The organism is Candidatus Parcubacteria bacterium (assembly GCA_023131895.1).
GTDB lineage: Bacteria > Patescibacteriota > Minisyncoccia > Minisyncoccales > JAGMDC01 > JAGLYZ01.
The window spans coordinates 31,708-54,943 of sequence record JAGLYZ010000002.1; the positions used below are offsets into that span (position 1 = coordinate 31,708).

A 23,236-nucleotide genomic window follows, 5' to 3' on the forward strand; every position below is an offset into this window, starting at 1 on the left:
GTACATTATACGACACGATATATATTAATAATATAACAGCCAAATGGCTGTGTCAAGCCCTTCTCTGCCGTATCTGCCACTATTTTATAAGGTCTTTAAGTTTTTGCCATAATCCTTTGCCGGCTTCAGGAATTTCTTGTTTTAATTCTTGTTTTTCTTTCTCAAATTCTTGCTCAATAACTGGTTTTCTTTCAATGATTTTTTCATTTATGAAACTTTTAATTTTATCTAATATATTTTGGATCCAGGGCTTAATGGTTTCATGCCAAATACCTGAAAACCAGTCTACTGCCTCGTTAAACCATAATCTAAGGGTTGGCATGATACTCTTTAGCCATGGCAAAACCGATGTTTTCCACCAATTAGAAACCTTTTCTGCCATTTTTTGCCAAAAAGGCAGAACTTTGTTTTGCCAGATATCCTTCATTATATTTGGCAATGGCTTAACCAATCTTATTATAAAATCTTTTGCCTCTGTAAAAGTACTCGGAGCTTCAACAGTTGTCTGGGCAAAACAAAAACTCGGCAAAATTAAACCAGCTATTGACAAAATTAATATATTTTTGTATAATTTTAAGTAGTTCATCATAGGAGGTGAAAAAAAATGGCGAAGATAGGATTGATATTAATAATGGGATTAATACTGGGGTTATTTTGTGTTGCTTCCTTGGTAATGGTTGCCGAAAAATTTGCTTTAATATTATTCTTGCTTTTATAATATTTTTATCAGGAATCATAAGAATAATACTAAACAGGATCGAGAAAAAAATGACATACCCCAAACCTAAGTTTTAATTTAAACAGCTTTTTATATACAGTTCTCTAAGAGCTGTCTTTTTTTTATTTTAAACCAATAAATTAATTTTTGGAGAACAGTTCTCTGGCTTCTTTAATTCTTTTAATAGACTTCTCTTTTCCTAGAATGTCAGCGACTTCAAAAGGCCCGGCAGACGCCTTTTTTCCTGTCAGAGCCACTCTTAATGGCCATAAAAGCTTTCCTCTATCCCCTGCCTTCCCTGCTTCAAACATTAAAATCTTTTCTAAGTTCTCTTTATTAAAATCTTTAGATTCTATTTTAGACAATATTTTCTCTAATTTGTCAAGAGTATCATTAACTTCTTTATCTGTCATATCCTTCCATTTTAACAAATCTTTATTATATTCTAATCTCTTCTTAAAAAAGAAATCCGTAAATTCAGCAATCTCTGATAAATATCTTAATCTTTCATGGTATGCTTTTACGACTTTTATTAAATAATCGCAGCCAATGATTTCGCCTGTTTCTTTTATTTTAAACTCTGGTTTTTTTTCTTTGAATAATTCAAATTTTTGAGAACTGTTCTCCTTAGGAGAACAGTTCTCTATAGTTGATACCCATTGTTCTATTAAACCTGCTTTTATTAAATAAGGAATGCATAATTCAGCTAGCCTTTTATTTGATTTCTGACGGATGTAAAATCCGTTTAAATAGTCAAGCCGTTTGATGTTAAAAATCGCGCCTCCTTTTTGAATTTTTTCTAATGAGAACTCTTTAATTAGTGAAGGCAAGACATAGATTTCTCTTTCTGTTCCAGGATTCCAGCCTAAAAATGCCATAAAATTGATTAAAGTTTCCTTAAGATAACCTTTTTCTTGATATTCTGTGATAGAGGAAGCGCCGTGCCTCTTGCTTAGTTTGCTTCTATCAGGACCCAATATCAGTGGTAAATGCGCGTATTTTGGATGAGAAAAACCTAATGCTTGTTGAATAAGAATTTGTTTTGGCGTATTAGAAATATGATCTTCTCCTCTAATAACATTGGAAATTTCCATTTCAGAATCATCAATAGCTGCGGCAAAATTATAAAAAGGTTTTTTCAATCCTTTGCTAATAATAAAATCACCAATTAGTTTGGATATAAATTCAATTTTCCCTCTGATTAAATCATCAAAAACTATTTTTTTTGCTGTTTCCGGAACTTTAAACCTGATAACAAAAGGTTTTTTTTCTTTTAACTTCTTTTCAACTTCTTTTTTAGAAAGCCCCCTGCACTTGCCTGAATAATTAAGAGCTTGACCTACAGAAATTTGATATTCTTTTTGAGCTTCCAATTCTTCTTCTGTGCAGAAACAATAGTATGCTTTGTCTTCATCTAAAAGTTTTCTGATATATTTTTCATAAATATCTAATCTTTCGCTTTGTTTATAAAATTCATCACATTTTAATCCAAGCCATTCCAGGCTTTCCATAATATTTTTTTCATATTCTGGTTTTGATCTTTCTAAATCAGTGTCTTCAATTCTTAAAATAAACTGCCCCTGGTTTTGTTTGGCAAAAATATAATTAAAAAGAGCTGTCCTGGCAGTTCCAATATGCAAGAGTCCTGTAGGCGATGGAGCAATTCTTGTTCTAATTTGATTAGTCATTTTATTGTTTAAGGTATTCAACAATATATTCAGCAATTATATTTGCTGCTTTTGGCTTTGAGAATTTTTTTGCTTTTTCTGCCATTTCCTTCATTGCATGCCTTTGCGCAAACAAGTGTTTCAGTTTTTCTAAAAAGAAATGAGGCGTAAAATTGGATTCCTCAATAACTATAGAAGCGCCTGTTCCGGCAAAACAATAAGCGTTTTTTAATTGATGGTTTTGTGCTGATTCTGGCAAAGGAATTAAAATAGATGGTTTGCCCAAAGCAGCGATTTCAAAAATAGAGCCAGAGCCAGCCCTGGAGATAATAAGGTCAGAAGCCGCATAAGCATTTTTTAAAGTTTTTTCATCTAATACTGGAAAGACATGATAAAAATTTTCTAATCCCTTAGGAATAACGACTTTAGCTTCAGATTGAACTCCTTTGAAATTTTTCAAACCAACTTGATGAATTACTTCAAACTCTCTTAGAAAATCTGGCAGAATTTGCAAGATTTTGTCATTAATCCTTTGAGCTCCTTGAGAGCCGCCTAGAATCAAAATAACTGGCTTTGTCCCGCTTAATTTTAACATCCTTTGCGCCTCTTTTTTATCTCCTTGCAGGATTTCAATTCTGATAGGGTTTCCAATAGAAATTAATTTTTCTTGCGGAAAAAATTCAGTTTTTTGGACAGGAAAAGAAACAAAAATTTCTAAGGAAAATTTAGTTAAAATTCGGTTGGCCAACCCAGCTGCAGTATCAGATTCATGCAGGAAGATTGGTACTCGCAAAAACCAGCCGGAAAAAACTGCTGGGATTGAGCCATATCCCCCTTTGCTGAAAATAATCTCAGGTGCAAGAGTAAAAATGTGCCAGAACGACTGGCAAATTCCAATAGGCGTTTTAAATAAAACATCTATTATATTATGGAAAAAACTTTTTATGCCTATATATCTTCTGACTTTTCCAGCTATTATTGTTTTAATCTTAATTCCTTCTTTAGAAAGCAAAGCAGAACCAAAATCATCTTTTGGCCCAATATAATGAAAAATCAATTCCTGATTATTATAGATTTTTTTAATTTCTCTTGTGATAGCGATAATTGGATAAATATGGCCTCCAGTACCGCCGCCTGTGAATAAAATTTTCATATTTTTAAATGTTTTTTGATATATTAAATAATAGTCCGATTCCAATCATTTCTGCTAATAGATGCGAGCCGCCATAACTTATAAATGGCAAAGGTATGCCGGTTAATGGAAAGATGCCAATCATAGAACTAATATGGATTAAGGCCTGAATAGAAATCCAAGAGCAAATTCCTAAAACTAGAAGCCTGGCAAACTCATCAACAGTTTTTTTATAAATTTTATATCCCTGCCAGAAAAAAAATAGAAAAAGCAGAATTAAAAACATAGCTCCAATAAAACCGGTCTCTTCAGCATATATAGAAAAAATTGAATCAGACATTGATTGCGGTAAAAATCCAAATTTTTGGTATGACATCCCTAAACCTACGCCAAATATGCCTCCAGAACCAATAGCTATTAATGACTGTTTTATTTGATAGCTTATACCCATTGGTTCTATTCTCGGGTCAAATAAAGTTAATATTCGATTAAGCCTATAAGGAGCGGTTTTTATTAAAATAATTAAAGCTGATACTCCTAATAAAATCATAAAGATGCTATGCCAGAAAGGCGTTCCAGCAGAAAAATACATTAAAAGAGCTGTTATGAGAATAATGCCCAAAGTGCTGATATCTGGCTGTTTGATTAAGAACAAACTGATTAAACTAATAATTATTAAAAAAGGAGCCAATGTTTTGTATATTGTTTCAGTAATTTGCTCTTTATTCCATTTTTTTATCCATTTTATTTTTTCTTTGCTGTTTTTAATTCCATGACTGAAATTACTTAACCAAGCAGCTAAATAAACGATAAAACTGATTTTTAAAAATTCTGATGGTTGGAAAGAAACAAAACCAAGATTTATCCATCTGGAAGCTCCGTAAACATGGAAGCTGATTTGAGGAATAAAAACAAGGCCCAATAAAACCAGATTTCCTAAAAGCAGGGCTAAAGACCATTTTCTTATTAGAGACAAAGGAACTTTGTAAGCCAAAAAACCTAAAATAATTCCAGGTATTAATCCATATTTGATTTGATGAATTAAATAATAAGAGCTATAACCAAATTTTTCTTGAGAGATAGGCGCTGAAATGCCGGCTAAAACTATAATCCCTAATCCTATTAAAGTAATTATTGTCCCTAAAAAGACATAATTAGAATATAAGAAACTATCTCTTTTCATTATTAGTATTATAACATTTTTATGTATTTTTTAAATAAATCGCCTCTTTCTTGATAATCTTTAAAAATGTTGAAACTTGGCGAAGCTGGCGACAATAAGCAGATTTTCCCTTTTTTAGTATGTTTATAAGCCAATTTTACTGCTTCTTTCATGTTATCAACAAAAAAAGCTTTAAACCGTTTTTTGGAAACAATAGAAGTCCAAATTTTTTTGCCAGTTTCTGGAAATAAGATTAAGGTTTTCACCTTACTTCTTGATATTACTTTTCCTAATTCTTTAAAATTCAATCCCCTGTCATAACCGCCTAAAATTAATGTTTGAACATTCTTGCCCAAAGCATTTATTGCCTCTATGGCTGTTTCAGGAATAGTAGAAAGAGAATCATTATAAAAAGTAATTCCTTTATGGGTGCCCACAAACTCTAATCGATGTGGCAAAGGTTTAAAATTTTTAATTGACTTGGCAATGTTTTTTGAAGAAATTCCCAAAATTTTTCCAACAGCCACAGCAGCCATTACATTTTGGAGATTTAATTTACCAATTAAAGAAATCTTATCTCTAATTTGTATATTCGTAATAAATTCGTAATTCGTAGGAATTGGAATTTTCTTGGCTTTGGATTTCGCGGCAATTCCTTTCACTATTTTATTTTTGACATTATAAATCAAATAATCATTTTTTGCCTGCCAGCGAGTTATATTTTCTTTTGTTTTAATATATTCTTTAAAACTTTTATAATAATCAAGATGCTCTGGATAAATATTTAATAGAATAGCTATATGAGGACTTTTTTTAAGATTATATAGTTGATGGCAAGATAATTCATAAACAAAAATATCATTTTCCTTTGCTTTTTCTAAATAAGATAAAACTGGTTTTCCAATGTTGCCAATTAAATTTACCCTGTTAAATTCCTCCTTTAATATCTGATAGATTAAAGAAGCAGTTGTGCTTTTTCCTTTTGTGCCAGTAACCCCGATAATTATTCCAGGGCAGTTTTTAAAAAATATTTCGGTCTGCGAAATTATCTTTCCTTGTTTTAAAGCCCTTTCAACCTCTGGCAAAAGGATTGGAACACCTGGTGATTTAATTATAATATCGTAATTTTTTATGGCTTTGAGGTATCCTTTGCCAAAATATGATTTGACTTTTTTATCTTTTTTAATTAAACTTTTAACTTCCAATTGGTCTGCCAATCCCAAAATTTTATTCGGAAATAGCCTTCTCAAAAATTTGAAGTTATCTATTCCCTCTTTTCCTAAACCTAAAACCAGTATTGTTTTGTCTTCTAATTCGTTTAGCTTCATTTTTTTTATCATAGCTTAAAATCCTCAAATCGTCAAAAAAAATAAGGGAACTAATCGTTCCCATCTTTTATTTTTTACTCTTTTATTTTTTGTTTTTCTAGCCACTTCCTGCCTTTTTCTGTAAGCATTGGAAATTCGCCAATTAGACCAACTCTTAGTTCAAGATTTAATAAGTCTTCCCTGTGAGCCCATTCTATAACTTCAGCAATGTTATTAGCTCCATATATTTCCAACAAATTCAGATTTTGCAGTATTCGCCTTCTTATCCGGTCTTTTGTTGCTATCTTTATTTCTTCTCCCATTTTTATCACCCCTTTTGTTTTAGTAATTTCTCTTTCAATGCCTCTTTTAGAGCGAAGAGTACAGCAATTCCAAGCATCACTTCCATTATTATTACTGCGATAAATATTGCCATCAAATATCCTATTAGTATGTCCATTTTATAAACCTCCTTTATTTACTGAAAGGAACTATTTTATTTATAATATCCTTTTAATAAAATTTTGTCAAATTTTTTAGGCAAACTGTTTTGCTTATTCCATGAGTTTAATATTTTTTTTGAGTCATTTTCTAATTTCAATTTTGAGTATTTCGGCAAAATTTTCTTCTCAAAATAATCCAAAACCACTGGCAATTTCTTATTAACCCTCCTTTGCTTAAAGCTACGGAGGGCAAGGTAAAAAGCAATCAAACATTCTTTTTTTGTTCCTATGCATTCAAATGGTTTGAACTTGGTCTCCCCTACCAGTTCTTTCATAAGTGGTATTAATTTCTGGTCTTGAAAAAGGTTTTTATTAAAAATTTCAACAACTTTTTCCTCTTTAATAAAAGGATACAAAATTAAGAAAACAAACAAGCATTTTGAGCACTTACCGCACCATTTGCCTGTTGGTTTTTTGGTCCAGGAATTTGTTTTTCTTGCTTCGTTACAGCTTAAAAATACAGGAAAATATTCATGAAATTCAGAGAATAATTTTGCTATTTGGATTTCATACAAAGGACGCAAAAAACTAAAATAATTTATATCTTTTACTAAGTATTTTTTTAAGTAATTTCTAAATTTATTTTCAAATTCAAATGTTTTAGACCATTGATGATTGATCGTTTTGCCAAGATACTTTATATTGCCTTCATCAGCGCTTCTCTCACAGGACATTGCTATATTTTTATATCCAAACAAAACAGCCGCGAAAACTGCTAAGTTAGAAATTAATGCAGTAATTGGAGTATGACCGTTTAAAAAACCTTTTTGATATAACTTTGATAAAACAAGGTCTACTTTTCGCCTTACAATTACAGGGTTTTTCGCCCCAGCGATTTTCAAAATTTTAAAATGCCCCTTCTTCGGATTAACAATAAAACAATTTATTTGATTTTTTATGTCCCTGCCAGATTTTTCAAATTTTTTAAGTAATTCTAATGTAATAATGGAATCCTTTCCTTCACCCATTGGAATTAAAATCTTATCTTCAAGTAAGTTCACGATCGTGAGTTTACTTTGATTCTTGTTTATTTCGCTTAGACAACATATTTTTATAAAATCAGGCTTTGTAAAATCAATTTGGTTTTCATAAAAAAATTGTCCCATTCCATTAAGGATAAAATCTTTCCACCATTTAATTTGGTCCTTATTTAAATAGCCGGCTTTAATTTCAATTATCGGTGAGCAAGTCGCTTTCCAATAACTGGGAATTTCCATTAAACCCAAATGAAAAACAAGATTATCTAATACCTTGTCCCCTATTTGATTTAATCGTTTTTTATCAATATTTCTTATGATTATTTCCGGTTTAAAGAAAATCGAGCGAGGTCTGTCCTCGTAGTGGGAGATTTTAAAATCAAAAAAAATCTTTAAATCATTTTTAAAGATTTTGTAGGAATAACTTTCGTAAACAAATCTCGGATATTTTTTCCTTAATCTATCAATCTTATTCATGTTTTTTATTATATCTTAAAATTTGTCAAGAAGAATTATCCCAGTAAGCGGATGGCAGTGCCGATTATGGCGAGGACAACTCCGATAATCCAGAAACGCATTGTCACCTGATAAGGAGGCCAGCCCTTTGCTTCAAAGTGATGATGGATCGGCGTACAGAGCCAAATTTTCTTTTTCCGAAATTTCTTGGATAAAAGCTGTAATATAACAGAACTTACTTCAATTACTAATATGCCCCCAATTATAGGCAAGATAATTAAAGAATCAGTTAAAAAAGCAACTACAGCTAATGTAGTGGTTAGTCCTAATATGCCTGTTTCTCCCATATAAAATTTAGCTGGAGGGATATTAAACCATAAAAAAGCAAAAAGAGTCCCAGTGATAGCAATACAAAAAGCAGCTAAATCTATTTTTCCTTGGGAAAAAGCAATAATAGCAAAAGCGCCGAAAATAGAAGCGAAAACTCCGCCAGCCAAGCCGTCAATGCCGTCAACCACCCCGCTGCTCCAACAAGCAAGCATAGTTACAATAAATAAAAGAATATACCAACAACCTAAAGAAAAATCGCCTACTAAAGGAATATGCATAGAATCCCAGCCAAGCTTGCTATAGAACCACCAAGCGCCGATTACTCCAATTATAATTACCATTAGCATCCGTCTTTTAAAAGCCATACCGCCGGCAATATATCTTCCTTTGCCAAAAACCTGTAAAATATCATCGGATAGTCCAACTATAGATGCAGTGACTAAAGTAAACAAAGGCAGCCAGGTTTCTCCACGAGACAAAAAATTTAAAGATTTTAACCACCAAACATCTGAAAATTTACTTATTAAATAAAATAGAAAAATAACTATAAGAACAGAACACCAAATTATCAAACCTCCTGCCCTAGGCACAGTGACTTCTCTGTCCTTGTGCAGACAATAAAATACTTCGGCTTTGTCTCCAGTAATAGTTTTGGTTCTCGCTTGTTTTTTCCAGAATTTGATTTTGTATAAAAATTTAATCAGCAAAGGCGCTAAAGCAATAGCAATAATTGCCGTAAAAGATGAAATAAGAAAAATTTTGATTATACTAAAAATAAATAAAGTCATAATTTTTTTCTACCCAGTTTATTAATTTTTTCATTTCTTCAAATCTGTCTTCTGAACCCAAAATAACATTTATCATATAACCATGTCCTTTTTTAAAAACTAAAATAAGGCAACCTTGGGCTTCAGGCGTCCAGCCGGTTTTGCTTCCAATAATTTTTCTCTGCCATTCAGAATCTGATAAAAGTTCATTTGTATTCGCTGGAATAAAATGGTGAAGAGAACCGTCAACGTTAAAAACCTCATATGAGGTTTTAGAGCTTATCTCAAAAATTTCAGGATAATTGTTTAAAATATATTTAGATAGCTTTGCCAGATCTTGGCTAGTAGAATAATGTTTTGAGAAATTCTCTGGCTTGTCTTCGTCTACGCCAGTGGGATTAAAAAAATGAGTACTTTCCAGGTCTAAATCTTTTACTTTGAGATTCATCATTTCCACGAATTTTTCTTCTCCTATGCATTCTTCTTGTCCGACGATTTTTCCTTCAGCTAAAGCGTATGCAGCGTCATTACTTGACTCAATAAGAATAATGTGTAAAAGATTCTTTACAGAAAGAACCTCTCCTTGTTTTAAATTGCCTTTTTCTTCTTCTTGTTGAATAGCCTCTTTAGTGATTATTAATTCCTGTTCAGGTCTATAGTTTTTTAATGTTATGAAAGCAGTCATTATTTTAGTCAAACTAGCAATAGGCAGCTTTTCAGAAGCGTTTTTTTGAAAAAGAACTTTTTGCCTTTTTTGAGAACCAACCCAAACTGAAATTGCTGATTTAGCGCTTATTTCTAAATTTTCTGATTCTGTTTCTGCTAAAGAATTATTTATTTTCTTGGGGAAAAGTTGATCTGGCTGATATACTTGAGCAGTAAAAAGTTCAGGGTTATTTTTAGTGATTTCAAAGAAAAAAACATTTTCTAAATTTTCTGCTAAAATATTTATTCCATACCAAAAAGGCAAGCTGATTATAAAAACAATGAAAAAGATTTTAATTCCCCTCATATTTATTATTTTATTTTTTTCTTTGCAACTTTAATATGTAGTTCTTTTAATTGTTCGTCAGTAACATCGCCGGGAATGTCCATCATTAAATCGCGATTGTCCCCTGTTTTTGGGAAAGCCATTACTTCTCTTATATTCGGTTCGTTTAAAACTATAGCTAAAAATCTGTCAATTCCCGGAGCAATTCCTCCATGAGGCGGCACTCCATAGCTGAACGCCTCAAAATAGTTTTTGAACTTCTTTTTGATATCTGCTTTTTTGTGGCCTAAAATTTCAAAAACAGCAGTTAAAATTTCTAAATCTGTAGTTCTAACGCTTCCCCCGCCAATTTCATAACCATTTAAAACAAAATCATATTGAAAAGCTAAAACCTTTTCTGGATGTCTTTTCATTGCTTTAATGGATTCGTTTAAAGGTTTGGCTTGACCGCCTAAATTTTGAGAACCAAAATTTGGGAGGGTAAAAGGATGATGTTGGGCTCCCCACTTGCCCGCCATAGCCTTGGCAGAGGCGGGATCTTCATGCCATTCAAACATTGGAAAATCAGTAATAAATGCGAATGCTAATTCATTTTGGTCTTTTTTATTTCTTCTAATATCTGGCTTGTCAGTTTTATACTTTTCCATTGCTTTTTTGTAAGTCATTCTTGGAAAAGGGATTTTTGTAATTCTCTTTTCTGGAAATATCTTTTTTATTATAGACACATATAGTTTTTCTATCAAATTCAAAATCTCTTCTTGAGAAGTAAAAGACATTTCAATGTCTAATTGCGTATGTTCTGCCTGTCTGTCACCTCTTGGATCTTCGTCTCTTAAACATCTAGCTATTTGAAAATATTTTTCAATGCCTGCCACCATTAAAAGCTGTTTATATTGCTGTGGGCTTTGAGGCAAGGCATAAAATTTTCCTGATTGGTTTCGCGAAGGCACTAAAAAATCTCTGGCTCCTTCTGGTGTTGATTTTGTTAAAATCGGCGTCTCAATTTCAATAAATCCTTGTTCTATTAAGGCGTTTCTCATAAACTGAATAACCTTTTGGCGGATTTTCAAATTATTCTGCAACCGTTTTCTTCTTAAATCCAAATAACGGTATTTTAACCGTTTTTCTTCGTTTATCTCAAAGCCAGATTCTTCAATAGAAAAAGGCAGGGTTTTTGCCTTTGATAATATCTTTAAATTTTTTACTTTTATTTCTATATTTCCGGTAGCCAGTTTAGGATTTACCATTCCTTTTGGCCTTCTATTAACTATTCCTTGTATTTCAATTATCCATTCAGGCCTCATTTCTTGAGCTGCAGTATTTTTTTCAAATTCTGGCCCAAACACCATCTGGATCAAGCCAGAGCTGTCTCTTAAATCAATAAAAATAATCTTGCCGTGGTCTCTCCGCGAGTTAATCCAACCAGCAAGCTTAACTTCCTTATTATGATATTCAGTTGTTTCAGCAGATAATATCCGTTCCATTTTTTTATTATAACAGACTTTAGTCTGATATACCAAATCTTTGATTTGCTATAACTTAAATTTTAAATTGTAGCGAATAAAATTTAAAGTAGGCGCCTTTTTTCCTTATAAGTTCTTTATGAGTTCCTTGTTCAATAATTTTTCCTTTTTCCAAAACCAAAATTTTGTCAGCATTTCGGACAGTACTCAAGCGATGGGCAATAATAAAAGTTGTTCGATTTTTAATCAATTTTTCCAATGCGCCCTGAACTAATCTTTCTGATTCCATATCTAATGAAGAAGTGGCTTCATCTAAAATCAAAATTTTAGGATCACGAATTATGGCCCGAGCAATAGCCAGTCGCTGTTTTTGGCCAGTAGAAAGCTTAATTCCCCGCTCTCCAACAATTTGGTCGTATTTTTTAGGAAATGTTTCAATGAAACCATGGGCATTGGCAGCTTTTGTTGCTTCTATAATTTCTTTATCCGTGGCATTTGGTTTTCCATAAAGAATATTATTTTTAACAGTATCATTAAATAAAATTATTTCTTGAGGAACATAAGCAATAATACTTCTCAAAAATGAGAGATTCATTTTTTTTGTATCTACACCATCAAATAAAATTTTTCCCTGTGTAGGAATAAAATAAAGAGAAATTAAATCTACTAAAGTAGTTTTTCCTTCGCCGCTTCCGCCAACAATAGCGATTTTTTTACCGGCTAGCGCAGTAAGATTGATATCTGCTAAAATCAGACGATTTCTTTTATAACCAAAACTAACATCTTTGAATTTTATTTCTCCTTTAACCTGCTCTAATATTTTACCATCTGGATTATAATTTTCCGGCTTAATTTCTAATAATTTTCTTACTCTTTTAATAGTAGTTATTCCTGTTCTGAAATCTTGCCATAGCCAAGCTAAATTCATTAATGGATGGCGCAAAATAGTTAAATAGCCCAAACACATTACTAATTTTCCCGGGGTAATTAAATTTTCTCTTAAAAGCAAGAGAGCAAATCCAAATACAGAGATAAAACCTAAAGAAAAGAAAAAATTCTGCCAAAGAGACAAAGAACTCCATGCCCTGAAAAAATCCTTAAAGTCTGGTCCTAATGTTTGATTATAATCTTTATTTGTTCTTTGCCTTTGGAAATTTTCCCCAGCGCAGGATTTAATTGTTTGAATATTAAGAAAAGCATCGTAAAGATTTCCTGAAACCATTTCAGAGGTCTTATTTAATTTTTTCTGGCTTTCAATAATCGGCGTAGTTTTATAAAGAGTAATCAAAATAAAACCCAAGCATAAAAAAATTATGCCTATTGCTAATTTCCATTCTATAAAAAACAAAATTAAAATTCCTGTAGAAACAGTTAAAAATTCTGGAAAAATCCAAAAAATAACATTACTTATAATTGTTTGAAGATACATTGCGGCTCTTTCAATCTTGGAAAAAATTGCTCCAATTTTTTTCTCTGTATGAAACTTTAATGGAAGCTCCATAACATGATTAGAGCTCTCACACATTAAATTATTGTAAGCATCAGTCGCTAAAAAATTTCCTCTTAATCTTACAAACCTGTTAAATAAAGCAGTAACAATACTCATCAAAAGCCAAATTCCTAAAAGCGCGAAAATAAAACTTAATTCTGTTGTCTGTATTGATACTAAATCAACTAGCCTTCCATAAATATAAGGGATTACTGCAGTAATTGATGAAGTGATAATAGCCAAAACCGCGAGCCTTCTAACCTCTTTTTTATATTTCCTTAAATATTCCCAAATGATTTTAAATTCCTGTATAATTTCCATATTTTTTAGAATTATTTTTTACTATATCAAATTAGATGCCAAAGATAAAGCCCCTGTTCCTGAATAAGGCATACAAGGGCTTTAAAGATTCTTAATCAAAACATTCAAATCTAAACTTCAGGAGTTGGAGGCGCTTGTGATGTTGGTCCTTGAGGCAGATTTTCTCCTTTCTTTTTTTTCATTAAAACAACTCCAGCGATTACTACTACAACAAGAATTAAAATTATCCAAGTAAGTATTTCCATATTATTAATAAATTATTAATAAAAGCCGCGACCTTTATTGAATTATCATATTATATCACTATACAAAGCAACTATACAATAGCTATCTGTGGATAACTTAATTTATATATATCCCCTGCTCCCATTATGATTAGAATTTCTTTATTCTTTAGATTTTGTTTCAAATAATTCTCTGCTTTTTTAATAGATGAGACATACTTGACTTTTTCTCCATATGGATATTTTTTCAAGTTTTTATTAATTTTTTTAACTAATTTCTCCGAATCTACTTTACTTTTAATCGCCTTGTCTTCTCTGCCGGCAACATCATAAATGTCGGTAATAATCAATCTATCAATCCAGCCTTTATTCAATGCCTCTTTAAAAACCTTAACAAAATCATCAAACAAATAATAAGTTCGCTGATATTGATGCGGCTGAAAAACACACCAAATTTTCTGTTTGGAAAACTTTTCCCTGCATGCTTTTAAAGTTGCTTTTACTTCTGTTGGATGATGAGCGTAATCAGATATAATTGTTATTTTCTGCGTAATTCCGCGTTTAGTTCTGTGTAACTCCGCGTGCGTGAGCTCAAAACGGCGCCATGTTCCTTTAAATTCTGACAATGCTTGATAGCTAACTTTATCTGCAATTTTTAAAGCTCTAGCTATGGTCAAAGCAGCTAAAGCATTATAAATATTATACTCCCCTGGAATTTTCAGAATTTTTCTTAATTTCTCCTTTTCTTTTTTTTGATTTAATGAAAATACACAGGTCTGACCTGTGTATTTTTTGACTTGGGATGTCAAGATTTGAGCAATATTCTTATCATCTTTGTTAATTACTAATACTCCATTTTTTGGCAAATGTGATATAAACTCGTCAAAAGCTTTTAAGATATTCTTTAAGTTTTTATAATAATCCAAATGCTCCTTTTCAATATTGGTAATAACAATAATCTTAGGCCAATAATTTAAAAATGATTCTTCATGTTCGCAGGCCTCAATAATTAAGTATTTGCTTTTGCCCATTCGAAAATTTGAATTCCCAAATTCTTTTAATTTTGTTCCAACAATTACTGTCGGGTCAAACCCGGCTTTTATTAAAACCAAAGCAGCCATTGCTGTGGTTGTGCTTTTGCCATGGGTTCCAGTTATGGCAATGGTAGAATACTTTTTTGTTAATTCTCCTAATGCCTCTGGATAAGACAAACATTTAATGCCCAGATTTTTCGCTTCTTTTAATTCTGGATTATCTTCTTTTACTGCCGGACTATAAATAATTAAATCATGATTTTTGGTTATATTTTTTGCGTATTGACCTATGATAATTTTAATCCCTTTTCTTTTCAGTAATTTAGTAATTTCAGAAGATGCTAAATCAGAGCCAGAAACTTGCTCGCCTTTTGCTAAACAATATTGAGCTAAAGCAGAAACGCCAATTCCGCCAATTCCGATAAAATGAATTTTCATTTTAATGATATTGATTCTAATATAGTATATTTAGGACCTGCGCGTTTTAATTCGCTTTCCATTACTTCAATTGAATTTACTAGAAAGTTTAAAGAAATTTCCTCATCTATCTCCGGTCTTTCTTCTGGTTCCATTTTTCTCCATTCCCAAGCTTTAATTCTACCTAAAGTAATATGCGGCTTGAATTCCCTGTTTTCTGAAATAAAATTTATTCCAGTATGAATTAAAGATTTTTCCAAATCCTGTTTTAGATTAGCTAATTCTTCTACTTTTTGTCCTTCTGCCCAGACCATTCTTGGGGGTATTTTTTTAGGAGGGGCGTAGCAAATTCTATCCAAATTTATTGAAAAAGATGAATTTCCTGAAACTGCTTCTTTTGTAATTTTACAAATTTCTAACAGTTCTTCATCGCGGATAGAACCAATAAAAACTAAAGTAATATGAAGATTATCCGGCTTTACCGATTTAATAGGTAAATCTGGCCATTTTTCTTGATAAACTGAAAGTTTCCTTTTAATATCTTCAGGCAGATTTATAGCAATAAAAATTCTTTTCCTCATTAATTTTAGCATAGCAGAATATTGACTTTTTCTCAAGAAACTGATTAGATTGATTAACAGTTATTTAAAAACTTGAAATGGGAAAAATGAAAGAAAAAGAAGATAAAGAAGAAAATGATTGTCCATTAAAAGCTGAACAAATAAAAAAATGTCCTGAGTGCGGTTCTAAGGGTCTGGTACGGAATTATGATAAAGCAGAAATTTTTTGCGAGGATTGCGGGTTAGTAATAACAGAAAATATCGTTGACCTTGGTCCTGAGTGGCGTGCTTTTGATTTAGAACAGAAGTCCAAACGGGAGAGGACTGGCGCGCCAATGACTTACAGAATTTATGATAAAGGATTGAGTACGAGTACATCTGTAAATAAAATACCGGGACTCTATCGCCCGAGAGACTGGCAAATTCACGTTGCGAATACAACCGAAAGGAGTTTCATCTTCGCCCTAACTGAGATTGAGCGGATGGCATCTGCGCTTAGACTGCCGGTGAATATCAGGGAGACAACGTCTATGTTATACCGCAAAGCGATGAAGAAGCGGCTAATCCGTGGGCGTAGCATAGAAGCAATAACTTCTGCTCTCCTATATATTAGCTGCAGACAGTATAGTGTGCCGCGAACATTGGATGAGATTACAGAAATATCAAAAGTCGGGCAGAAAGAGATAAGCCGGGCATATCGCTTCCTTTTACGAGAACTGGACTTGAAAGTTTCGCCTGCCTCTCCTGCTGATTTTGTGCCGCGTTTCTGTTCCTTGCTTGATTTGGGAGACGATATAAGATCAAAAGCAGTAGAGATAATCAAAAAAGCAGAAGAAGTGGAACTAACCAATGGAAGAGGACCTATAGGAATAGCAGGAGCTGCTATTTATATCGCTGCGATGATAAGTGGTAAGCATCGTACACAAAAAGAGTTATCGAATGTTACGGGTGTGACCGAGGTCACAATAAGAAATAGATACAAAGAAATGTCAAAAGAATTAGCGATAGAGGAAATAGATACATTCCTGTGACAATATTCTGGACAAAAGTAAGAATAGGGATTAATTTCCCTTATTTTTTTTGACGAAGCTATTCTTTTGTTGTAATATGTAAATATAGTCCTTTTCTAAAAAGGCGGAAAAGAGGTAAAAAAAATGGTAGACTTTGAAAAGAGAAAAGAAATAGTAGAAAGATTGAGATTCTACGAGGAAGGTATAGTATATTTAATGGATCGTCCCCAGTACTATCGATTTATAAGATATAAACTAAGAAACGCATTATCTACAAGAAAAGAAGAATTAGAGAAAACAATAAAGAAATTTAACATAAGCAAACACCGCGAAGAAACTTTGATTGAATTATTGGAAGAATTGGTAGATTTGGCGATGATAGAAAAAATTGACCTGATTATTGGCAACAACAAAAACATAGAAAGAAAAGTGAAAAAAATACTGAATACCACTATTTCTTATATAAGAAATATGAAAGGCGTCAGGATAAATCTGAAAAATGAATTCGGAATAAATGTAGATGACTATTTTGAAAAGTTTTTCAGGAACTGCCAAAATACTTTTGAGATGATTAGTATAAAACCAAAAATAGAAGTTTTGACAGAGAGAATAGAAAACGAGAAATTATTACCAGAAATCGACAAAGACGAGGTTTTAAATCAAATCGCGAAAATAGAGACAAAAAGTCAACTCGAAAAATTCCGGAGAATAATGGAAGAAAGAATGGGGATAATAGTAAAGGTCTTTTAAAAATTCGGTTCGCTTATGCGAGCCTCTTTTTATTTATCTAAAAAGTGATAAAATTAAAATATAATGAAAGAAGCAATATTATACAAAAAACTTGCGGACAAAAGAGTTTACCCTGTTAAATCCCCGACAAGTCGTGGTGCGAAGCAATTTAACAGGGTGAAATGCCAGAATTGCGCTCATTATTGTGTTATTGAAGAAGGAAAGCGAGGGATTTGCGGTGTCCGAGAAAATATTAATGGAAAACTTTATGCCCTGAATTATGGCAAAGCAATTGCCTGTAATATTGACCCTATTGAGAAAAAACCTTTATTTCATTTTTTACCAGGCACTCAATCACTATCTATAGCTACGGTAGGATGTAATTTTAGATGTGCTAATTGCCAAAATTGGGATATATCCCAAGGTCCAAAACCAAACAAACCAATTTTAGGAGAAGATTTGTCGCCAAGAGAAATTGTTAAAATCGCCAAAGAGAATAACTTGCCCTCTATTGCTTATACATATACCTCCCCCACTATTTTTTCTGAATATGCCTTAAATACAATGAAATTGGCCAAAGAACAAGGAATAAAAAATATATGGATAAGCAATGGATTTTGGTCAAAAGAATTATTCGAAATGATTTCTCCTTTTTTAGATGCTGCCAATATTGATTTGAAGGGTTTTTCTGACGATTTTTATATTAAATACTGCGGCGGCCGTGTTCAGCCAGTTTTAGATACCTTAGAACGCATAAAAAAGAAAAAAATCTGGCTGGAAGTGACTACTTTAGTAATTCCTAGTTTAACTGATTCTAAAGAAATGTTTGAAAATATTGCTAATTTTATCAAAAACGAATTAGACGCTGAAACGCCCTGGCATATTTCTCAATTTTCCGGAGCAATTTCCTGGAAATTGCAGCACTTGCCTGATACACCGGTTAAAACATTAAAAATGGCTTATGAAATTGGTAAAAGGGCTGGGTTGAAGTATGTTTATACTGGCAATGTACCGGGATTAGAAAGCGAAAACACTTATTGCCCAAAATGCGGAACTTTGGCAATTGAGCGGCTCGGCTATGCCATAAAACGTTTTGACAAAAATGGAAAATGCTCAAAATGTAGAGGAGAATTAGATTTAATTTTAAATTAAAATTTAGAAATTTTTATGATTACCTTTGCCTGCTTTTCTCCTCATCCTCCCCTACTTTTGCCAGAAGTTGGCTCATCAGAGGATAGAGAAAAAGTTAAAAAAACAATTGAAAATTTGAAGTTTTTAGGAAAGAAATTAAAGGAATCTAATCCTAGTACTATTATTATTTCCTCTCCCCATCCTGATTGGGGTTTTAATGTTCCTCTTCATTTTTTAAACCCTAAACAAAATATTCCAAGCAGGCAATTATTTATTCCTGACAAAACTCCTGATTTTTATTATCAACAAGGAAAAGAGTTTTATAATAAACTAGAAAAAGAAAAAAAATATGCCCTGATCGCCTCTGGTGATATGTCTCATTGCTTAAAAAAGGACGGCCCTTATGGCTTGAATCCTGACGGACCTAAATTTGATAAAGCATTGATTGAATATTTAAAGAATAAAGCTCTTGAAAACTTTTTAAAGCTAGACGAAATGTATCCAGAGGCCGGCGAATGCGGTCTTCGCTCTTTTTCTTTTATTTTAGGAATTTTAGATGCCTCAGGGCAAGCTTGGCAGCCGGAAATTCTTTCTTATGAATACCCATTCGGCGTCGGCTATCTTGTTGTAAATTTCAAATTGGGTTAATTTTGTTTGACAAAGATAACAAAAATTGCTATCCTTATATCGCTCGATGGTGTAAGCGCACGCTGCCCAACCAGGTAGAGGCCGGAGGATTATTCCTCCTTCGGGCATCGTATATCTTTTTATAGCTGTTTTACAAAATATTTAGGAGGTGAAATAAAAAAATGGACATGGATAGAGAATATTGGACAATGGGTTTGGTAGTTGGAATGATACTTTTAATAATAGGAGTAATCGGAACAATCTTTTTAGATGATAAAGCAGGAATTTACCCCTATCTTTGTATAGCAGCTACGGCAGTTATGATTGTTCCTTCTATTATTCATTTATTTGTGTATCACCAATATCACCAAAACGAAATCTTATGAGGAGACATCACTCCTCTTTTTTATTTACTAAAATCATTGTAGAATAAAACCAGAGGCAAGAATTTATAGGCATTTAATACACTTTTTATGAACCAATATAGTTTACTTGCCAAAAATGCGGTGGAAATATATATTAAAGAAGCAAGGATTATTTCTGCTCCTGAAAATCTGATTAAAGAGTTTTTCACAAAAAAAGCTGGAGTTTTTGTTACTATTGAGGAAAAAGATGAATTGCGAGGATGTATTGGCACTTATTTGCCAACTAAAAACAATATTGCTAAAGAAGTGATTCACAATGCCATTGCCGCTGCAACTGAGGATTATCGCTTCTCCCCTATCCAGAAAGAAGAACTTTCAGAGCTTTCTTATACTGTATATGTTTTAAACAAGCCAGAACCAATCAAGAGCATAAATGAATTAGATCCGAAAAAATACGGCATCCTTGTAAAATCGCAGTCCTTTTCTTCTGGCTCTGATGTTATCTTTGAACCTGCGCCAAGAGCTCATTATAAATCAGGATTACTTTTACCAGGATTAGACGGCGTGGATACTTCAGAAAAACAAATTTCTATTGCCTGCCAAAAAGGAAACATAAATCCAGAAACAGAAAAAATAATAATTTACAAATTTACAGTAGATAAATTTGAGCAATAGCATGACTAATAAAAAAATCGCTAAAATATTATACGAAATAGAAGAATTGTTGAAAATAAAAGGAGTGTCTTTTAAGCCAAGAGCTTACCATAAAGCCGCTTTAACTCTGGACAATTTAGAGAAAGATATTGCTGATGTTTATAAGGAAAGAGGCATTAAGGGCTTGAAGGAAATCCAAGGCGTGGGAAAAAGCATTGCTGATAAAATTGAAGAATATCTGAAAAAGGGAAAGATTAAATATTACGAGAAGTTAAAACAAGAAACTGCTGTCCGCCAGATTGTTACTTATTATTTTCAAACAAAAGGTTTGAGTTTGGAAAACTTAAAAAGAGATGCTAAAAAGAGAAAAATAGTTTATTCCAGGTTTACCAAACCGGCTAAACAGCTTTTGGAACTTGCTGGCTCAATAGAAAAAGCAAAAAAAGCCATGTCTACGGTTGCTGAATGGGCAAAATCCAGAAACCTGGATTATGCTATTGAAACAGTTTTTAAAAAATGGCTGGAATTAGACAGGTTAAAACCAAAAGAGATTGTTAAAAAACCGTTTTATAGAAACGATCCAATGGTTTGGTCAAAGGCAAAAAGAAAATGGTATGTTATTGACAAAAACGGCCAATGGCTGGAATTTGCTGACAAAGAATCAAAAATTGAGTGGAAAATCGTAAAGTAATCTATCTATGCTTGATTTTAAAGAATTAGACAAAGGGATAACAATTATTATAGATAAGCAGCCGTATGAAATTTTAGAGGCCTCCCGCCTATTTAAAGGAAGAGGCCATTCTGTTCTGCAGGTAAAAATAAAAAATCTAATTACTGGAGCTGTTGTTTCAAAAACATTTCATCCTTCCGATAGCTTTGAAGAAGCAGAGATTAAAAAATTTAAAGCAAAATTTTTGTATTTTCATCGTAGCCAATTTTTCTTTTCAAAAGCAAATGATCCTTCATTTAGGTTTTCTCTGCTGGAAAAAAATATTGGAGCAAGCAGTAAATTTTTAAAACAAAATTTAATAGTTGATGCCATATTGTTTCAAGATAAAGTTATTAATATCTCTTTGCCGATAAAACTGAATTTAAAAGTAATTGAGGCGCCGCCAGGAGTCCAAGGCAACCGCTCACAACCAGGATTAAAAAATGTTGTCTTAGAAACCAAAGCAAGAATAAATACTCCTTTATTTATCAAAGAAAACGATATAATAGAAATAAACACTGAAACAAGTGAATATGTCCGTAGGATACAGTCCACAGATTGACTTTTTATTATAATAGTTTATAATTCAATTTAGATGTAAGTTATCTCAATAAATTTTTTCTTTCCTTATACGAATATTTAGGAAAAAAAATTAAAATGAGAAAAGGTCGTCTTACATAAATAAATTCATATATTCATATAAGGAAACAGATGAACAAAAAATTATATATTGGCGGTTTGTCTTACGATACTACCGAAGATGGGTTAAAAGATGCTTTTTCTAAAGCCGGAACTGTTGAGTCAGCAACTATTATCATTGATAAGGTTTCTGGCCGTTCAAAAGGATTTGGCTTTGTGGAGATGGCTTCTGAAGAAGATGCTCAAAAAGCAATGGAAATGTTGAATGGAAAAGAACTTGATGGTCGCACTCTCACTGTAAATGAAGCTCGTCCTATGGAGGCTCGTCCTCAAAGGAGAGATTTCAACCGTGGCGGCGATCGGGATTCTAGAAAAGACAACCGCAGTGACCGTTGGTAAAAACAACCGTCATTTAAAGCAAAAAAAACAGCTGCTTGGATTCAAGCAGCTGTTTTTAATTGTTTTCTTCAATATCCGCTTCTTTTTTTATTTCCTCAAATTCATTTTCAATCTCTTTAAGCCGCTCTTTGCTCGCCCTAATAAGCGCTATTGCCTCTTTTACTTTTTTCAACCCTTGCTCAATGTCAATCTCCTTTTGGCTGTCAAACCAATCAGCAATTTCAGATAAATTTTTTAGATTATTGTTTAAATTTTTAGCATCTAGCTTTTCTTTAGTCATTTTTATTTTTGTTATTTTTATTTACCATATTAAATTCGCAAAAGCGATTATTTAACAGGGTGAATATTTTTAACTTCTGAAATAATTTTTCCATCTATCACTCTTAAATCTATGTTTTCTCCTATTTTAGCGTCATCTACTCGCTTAATTATCTTTCCATAATGGCTGGCGATGCTGTAACCAAGACGAAGCTGGCGCTCCGGATTATTAAGCTCAATGATTTTAACAGAATGTTCAAGTCGCTGGCTGATTGTTGACAATAATGATTTAAATCCAAATACGGATTTTTCCCACGAGTTCTTTATGCTAATATTAACATTTTCCAAAACATTTCCATAGAAGCCGATAGTGTCTCTTTCATGCTTTTCTAATAAAAGCATAGCATGCTTCCATGATTCATTAAGAAGATTCGCAGCAGCAGTAGGAGTAGAAACTGAAACATCTGCCGCTAAAGCAGCAAGCGGTTCATTTTTATGGTGCCCTATTCCAAGAACTACTGGAACCGGGAAATTAACTATTTCCATAACTAACAATTCATTATTAAATGCCATCATTGACTCTAATGATCCTCCGCCGCGAATTATAACAAGAACGTCAATATCCTGTTTTACGAATGTCCTTATTGACGATAAAAGATCTGCTACTGCCACTTGGCCCTCAACGCGAGAATCAATCATCTTAATTTTAAAGCCAAATTTTCCTAAATTATTTAAAAAATCCGCTAAAACAGCACCTTGGCGCGAGGTAATCACACCGATTTTCTGCGGATACTTTAGGATCGGCCGCTTTCTAATTTCAGCAAAAGCGCCTTGCTCGGTTAGTTTTTTCTTTAATCTCTTATACTCTTTTTCTAAAGTCCCCTCTCCTGCATATTCAATTGTTTCCGCTATAAAAGAAAATCCATATAACGGATGCATGCTTGGAGAGCCAAAAGCAATAATTTTATCCCCTATCTTTAATTTAATGCCATAAATACTATATATAGATTTCCAAATTATGCATTTTATTATACTTCCATCTTTTTCGTCTTTTAAAGAAAAATAGACATGGCCTGTTGGTCCAAAACTAATCTCGCTTACTTCTCCTATAATTTTTGCTCTATATTTTTTTAATTCTGTATTAAGAATATCAATGTATTCAGAAACAGAAAAAATTTTGTCTTTGCTATACTCCAT

The 23,236-nt window shown here is 32.6% G+C and carries 24 protein-coding genes; 9 read left to right on the forward strand and 15 right to left on the reverse strand.

All coding sequences use genetic code 11. The features are described 5' to 3' along the window. Positions 1-79 precede the first annotated feature (79 nt). The 13 genes from KAT95_00845 to thpR all read right to left on the reverse strand — a co-directional run bounded on the left by KAT95_00845 (position 80) and on the right by thpR (position 15,539). Complete coding sequence (locus tag KAT95_00845) at positions 80-586, reverse strand: hypothetical protein (GenBank protein ID MCK4520400.1); 507 nt, start codon at positions 584-586, stop codon at positions 80-82. A 272-nt stretch (positions 587-858) separates the two neighbouring features. Further along, the gene (locus KAT95_00850; protein ID MCK4520401.1) at positions 859-2,406 is read right to left on the reverse strand and encodes a glutamate--tRNA ligase; all 1,548 of its coding nucleotides are present in this window, start codon (positions 2,404-2,406) and stop codon (positions 859-861) included. Between the two features lies 1 nt (position 2,407). Further along, the gene (locus tag KAT95_00855; protein ID MCK4520402.1) at positions 2,408-3,538 is read right to left on the reverse strand and encodes a UDP-N-acetylglucosamine--N-acetylmuramyl-(pentapeptide) pyrophosphoryl-undecaprenol N-acetylglucosamine transferase; all 1,131 of its coding nucleotides are present in this window, start codon (positions 3,536-3,538) and stop codon (positions 2,408-2,410) included. A gap of 4 nt (positions 3,539-3,542) precedes the next feature. Continuing rightward, positions 3,543-4,700: a cell division protein FtsW gene (locus KAT95_00860; protein MCK4520403.1), complete on the reverse strand. Its 1,158-nt coding sequence runs from the start codon at positions 4,698-4,700 to the stop codon at positions 3,543-3,545. Between the two features lie 8 nt (positions 4,701-4,708). Further along, positions 4,709-6,019, reverse strand: coding sequence for a UDP-N-acetylmuramoyl-L-alanine--D-glutamate ligase (murD, locus tag KAT95_00865; GenBank protein MCK4520404.1), 1,311 nt, complete (start codon positions 6,017-6,019; stop codon positions 4,709-4,711). Positions 6,020-6,081: 62 nt separating this feature from the next. Further along, on the reverse strand, positions 6,082-6,309 hold the full coding sequence (locus KAT95_00870) for a hypothetical protein (GenBank protein ID MCK4520405.1): 228 nt from the start codon (positions 6,307-6,309) through the stop codon (positions 6,082-6,084). 173 nt (positions 6,310-6,482) lie between these two features. Continuing rightward, positions 6,483-7,943: a hypothetical protein gene (locus tag KAT95_00875; protein ID MCK4520406.1), complete on the reverse strand. Its 1,461-nt coding sequence runs from the start codon at positions 7,941-7,943 to the stop codon at positions 6,483-6,485. A gap of 35 nt (positions 7,944-7,978) precedes the next feature. Next, positions 7,979-9,040, reverse strand: coding sequence for a hypothetical protein (locus tag KAT95_00880; protein MCK4520407.1), 1,062 nt, complete (start codon positions 9,038-9,040; stop codon positions 7,979-7,981). Beyond that, on the reverse strand, positions 9,021-10,031 hold the full coding sequence (locus tag KAT95_00885; protein MCK4520408.1) for a D-alanyl-D-alanine carboxypeptidase: 1,011 nt from the start codon (positions 10,029-10,031) through the stop codon (positions 9,021-9,023). Before KAT95_00885 ends, KAT95_00880 begins: the two co-directional genes overlap by 20 nt. Positions 10,032-10,036: 5 nt before the next feature. Beyond that, complete coding sequence (gene aspS, locus KAT95_00890) at positions 10,037-11,494, reverse strand: aspartate--tRNA ligase (GenBank protein ID MCK4520409.1); 1,458 nt, start codon at positions 11,492-11,494, stop codon at positions 10,037-10,039. Between the two features lie 55 nt (positions 11,495-11,549). Continuing rightward, on the reverse strand, positions 11,550-13,283 hold the full coding sequence (locus KAT95_00895; GenBank protein ID MCK4520410.1) for an ABC transporter ATP-binding protein: 1,734 nt from the start codon (positions 13,281-13,283) through the stop codon (positions 11,550-11,552). Positions 13,284-13,599: 316 nt separating this feature from the next. After that, positions 13,600-14,979, reverse strand: coding sequence for a UDP-N-acetylmuramate--L-alanine ligase (gene murC / locus KAT95_00900; protein MCK4520411.1), 1,380 nt, complete (start codon positions 14,977-14,979; stop codon positions 13,600-13,602). Then, positions 14,976-15,539: an RNA 2',3'-cyclic phosphodiesterase gene (gene thpR, locus KAT95_00905; GenBank protein ID MCK4520412.1), complete on the reverse strand. Its 564-nt coding sequence runs from the start codon at positions 15,537-15,539 to the stop codon at positions 14,976-14,978. The genes murC and thpR overlap by 4 nt, the downstream gene beginning before the upstream one ends. Positions 15,540-15,616: 77 nt before the next feature. On the opposite strand from thpR, the gene KAT95_00910 reads away from it, so the two are divergent. The 9 genes from KAT95_00910 to KAT95_00950 all read left to right on the forward strand — a co-directional run bounded on the left by KAT95_00910 (position 15,617) and on the right by KAT95_00950 (position 21,781). Then, positions 15,617-16,549 carry a transcription initiation factor IIB gene (locus tag KAT95_00910; GenBank protein ID MCK4520413.1) on the forward strand — a complete coding sequence of 311 codons (933 nt, stop codon included), beginning with the start codon at positions 15,617-15,619 and terminating at the stop codon, positions 16,547-16,549. A 123-nt stretch (positions 16,550-16,672) separates the two neighbouring features. Further along, on the forward strand, positions 16,673-17,278 hold the full coding sequence (locus tag KAT95_00915) for a hypothetical protein (protein MCK4520414.1): 606 nt from the start codon (positions 16,673-16,675) through the stop codon (positions 17,276-17,278). Between the two features lie 63 nt (positions 17,279-17,341). Further along, a complete protein-coding gene (amrS, locus tag KAT95_00920; protein MCK4520415.1) occupies positions 17,342-18,409 on the forward strand; it encodes an AmmeMemoRadiSam system radical SAM enzyme in 1,068 nt (355 codons plus the stop codon). Positions 18,410-18,424: 15 nt separating this feature from the next. Next, entirely contained in the window at positions 18,425-19,036 is a 612-nt protein-coding gene (locus KAT95_00925; GenBank protein MCK4520416.1) for a hypothetical protein, read from the forward strand. Positions 19,037-19,203: 167 nt separating this feature from the next. Further along, entirely contained in the window at positions 19,204-19,401 is a 198-nt protein-coding gene (locus tag KAT95_00930) for a hypothetical protein (protein ID MCK4520417.1), read from the forward strand. An 87-nt stretch (positions 19,402-19,488) separates the two neighbouring features. Continuing rightward, positions 19,489-20,055, forward strand: coding sequence for an AmmeMemoRadiSam system protein A (amrA, locus tag KAT95_00935; protein MCK4520418.1), 567 nt, complete (start codon positions 19,489-19,491; stop codon positions 20,053-20,055). 1 nt (position 20,056) lies between these two features. Beyond that, positions 20,057-20,725: a hypothetical protein gene (locus tag KAT95_00940; protein ID MCK4520419.1), complete on the forward strand. Its 669-nt coding sequence runs from the start codon at positions 20,057-20,059 to the stop codon at positions 20,723-20,725. 7 nt (positions 20,726-20,732) lie between these two features. Beyond that, positions 20,733-21,305 carry a hypothetical protein gene (locus KAT95_00945; GenBank protein ID MCK4520420.1) on the forward strand — a complete coding sequence of 191 codons (573 nt, stop codon included), beginning with the start codon at positions 20,733-20,735 and terminating at the stop codon, positions 21,303-21,305. A gap of 149 nt (positions 21,306-21,454) precedes the next feature. Next, positions 21,455-21,781, forward strand: a complete 327-nt coding sequence (locus KAT95_00950) for an RNA-binding protein (GenBank protein MCK4520421.1) — start codon at positions 21,455-21,457, stop codon at positions 21,779-21,781. Between the two features lie 55 nt (positions 21,782-21,836). On the opposite strand, the gene KAT95_00955 is transcribed toward KAT95_00950, so the two are convergent. Further along, positions 21,837-22,061, reverse strand: a complete 225-nt coding sequence (locus KAT95_00955) for an exodeoxyribonuclease VII small subunit (GenBank protein MCK4520422.1) — start codon at positions 22,059-22,061, stop codon at positions 21,837-21,839. 47 nt (positions 22,062-22,108) lie between these two features. Continuing rightward, positions 22,109-23,236: an exodeoxyribonuclease VII large subunit gene (gene xseA, locus KAT95_00960; protein ID MCK4520423.1), complete on the reverse strand. Its 1,128-nt coding sequence runs from the start codon at positions 23,234-23,236 to the stop codon at positions 22,109-22,111.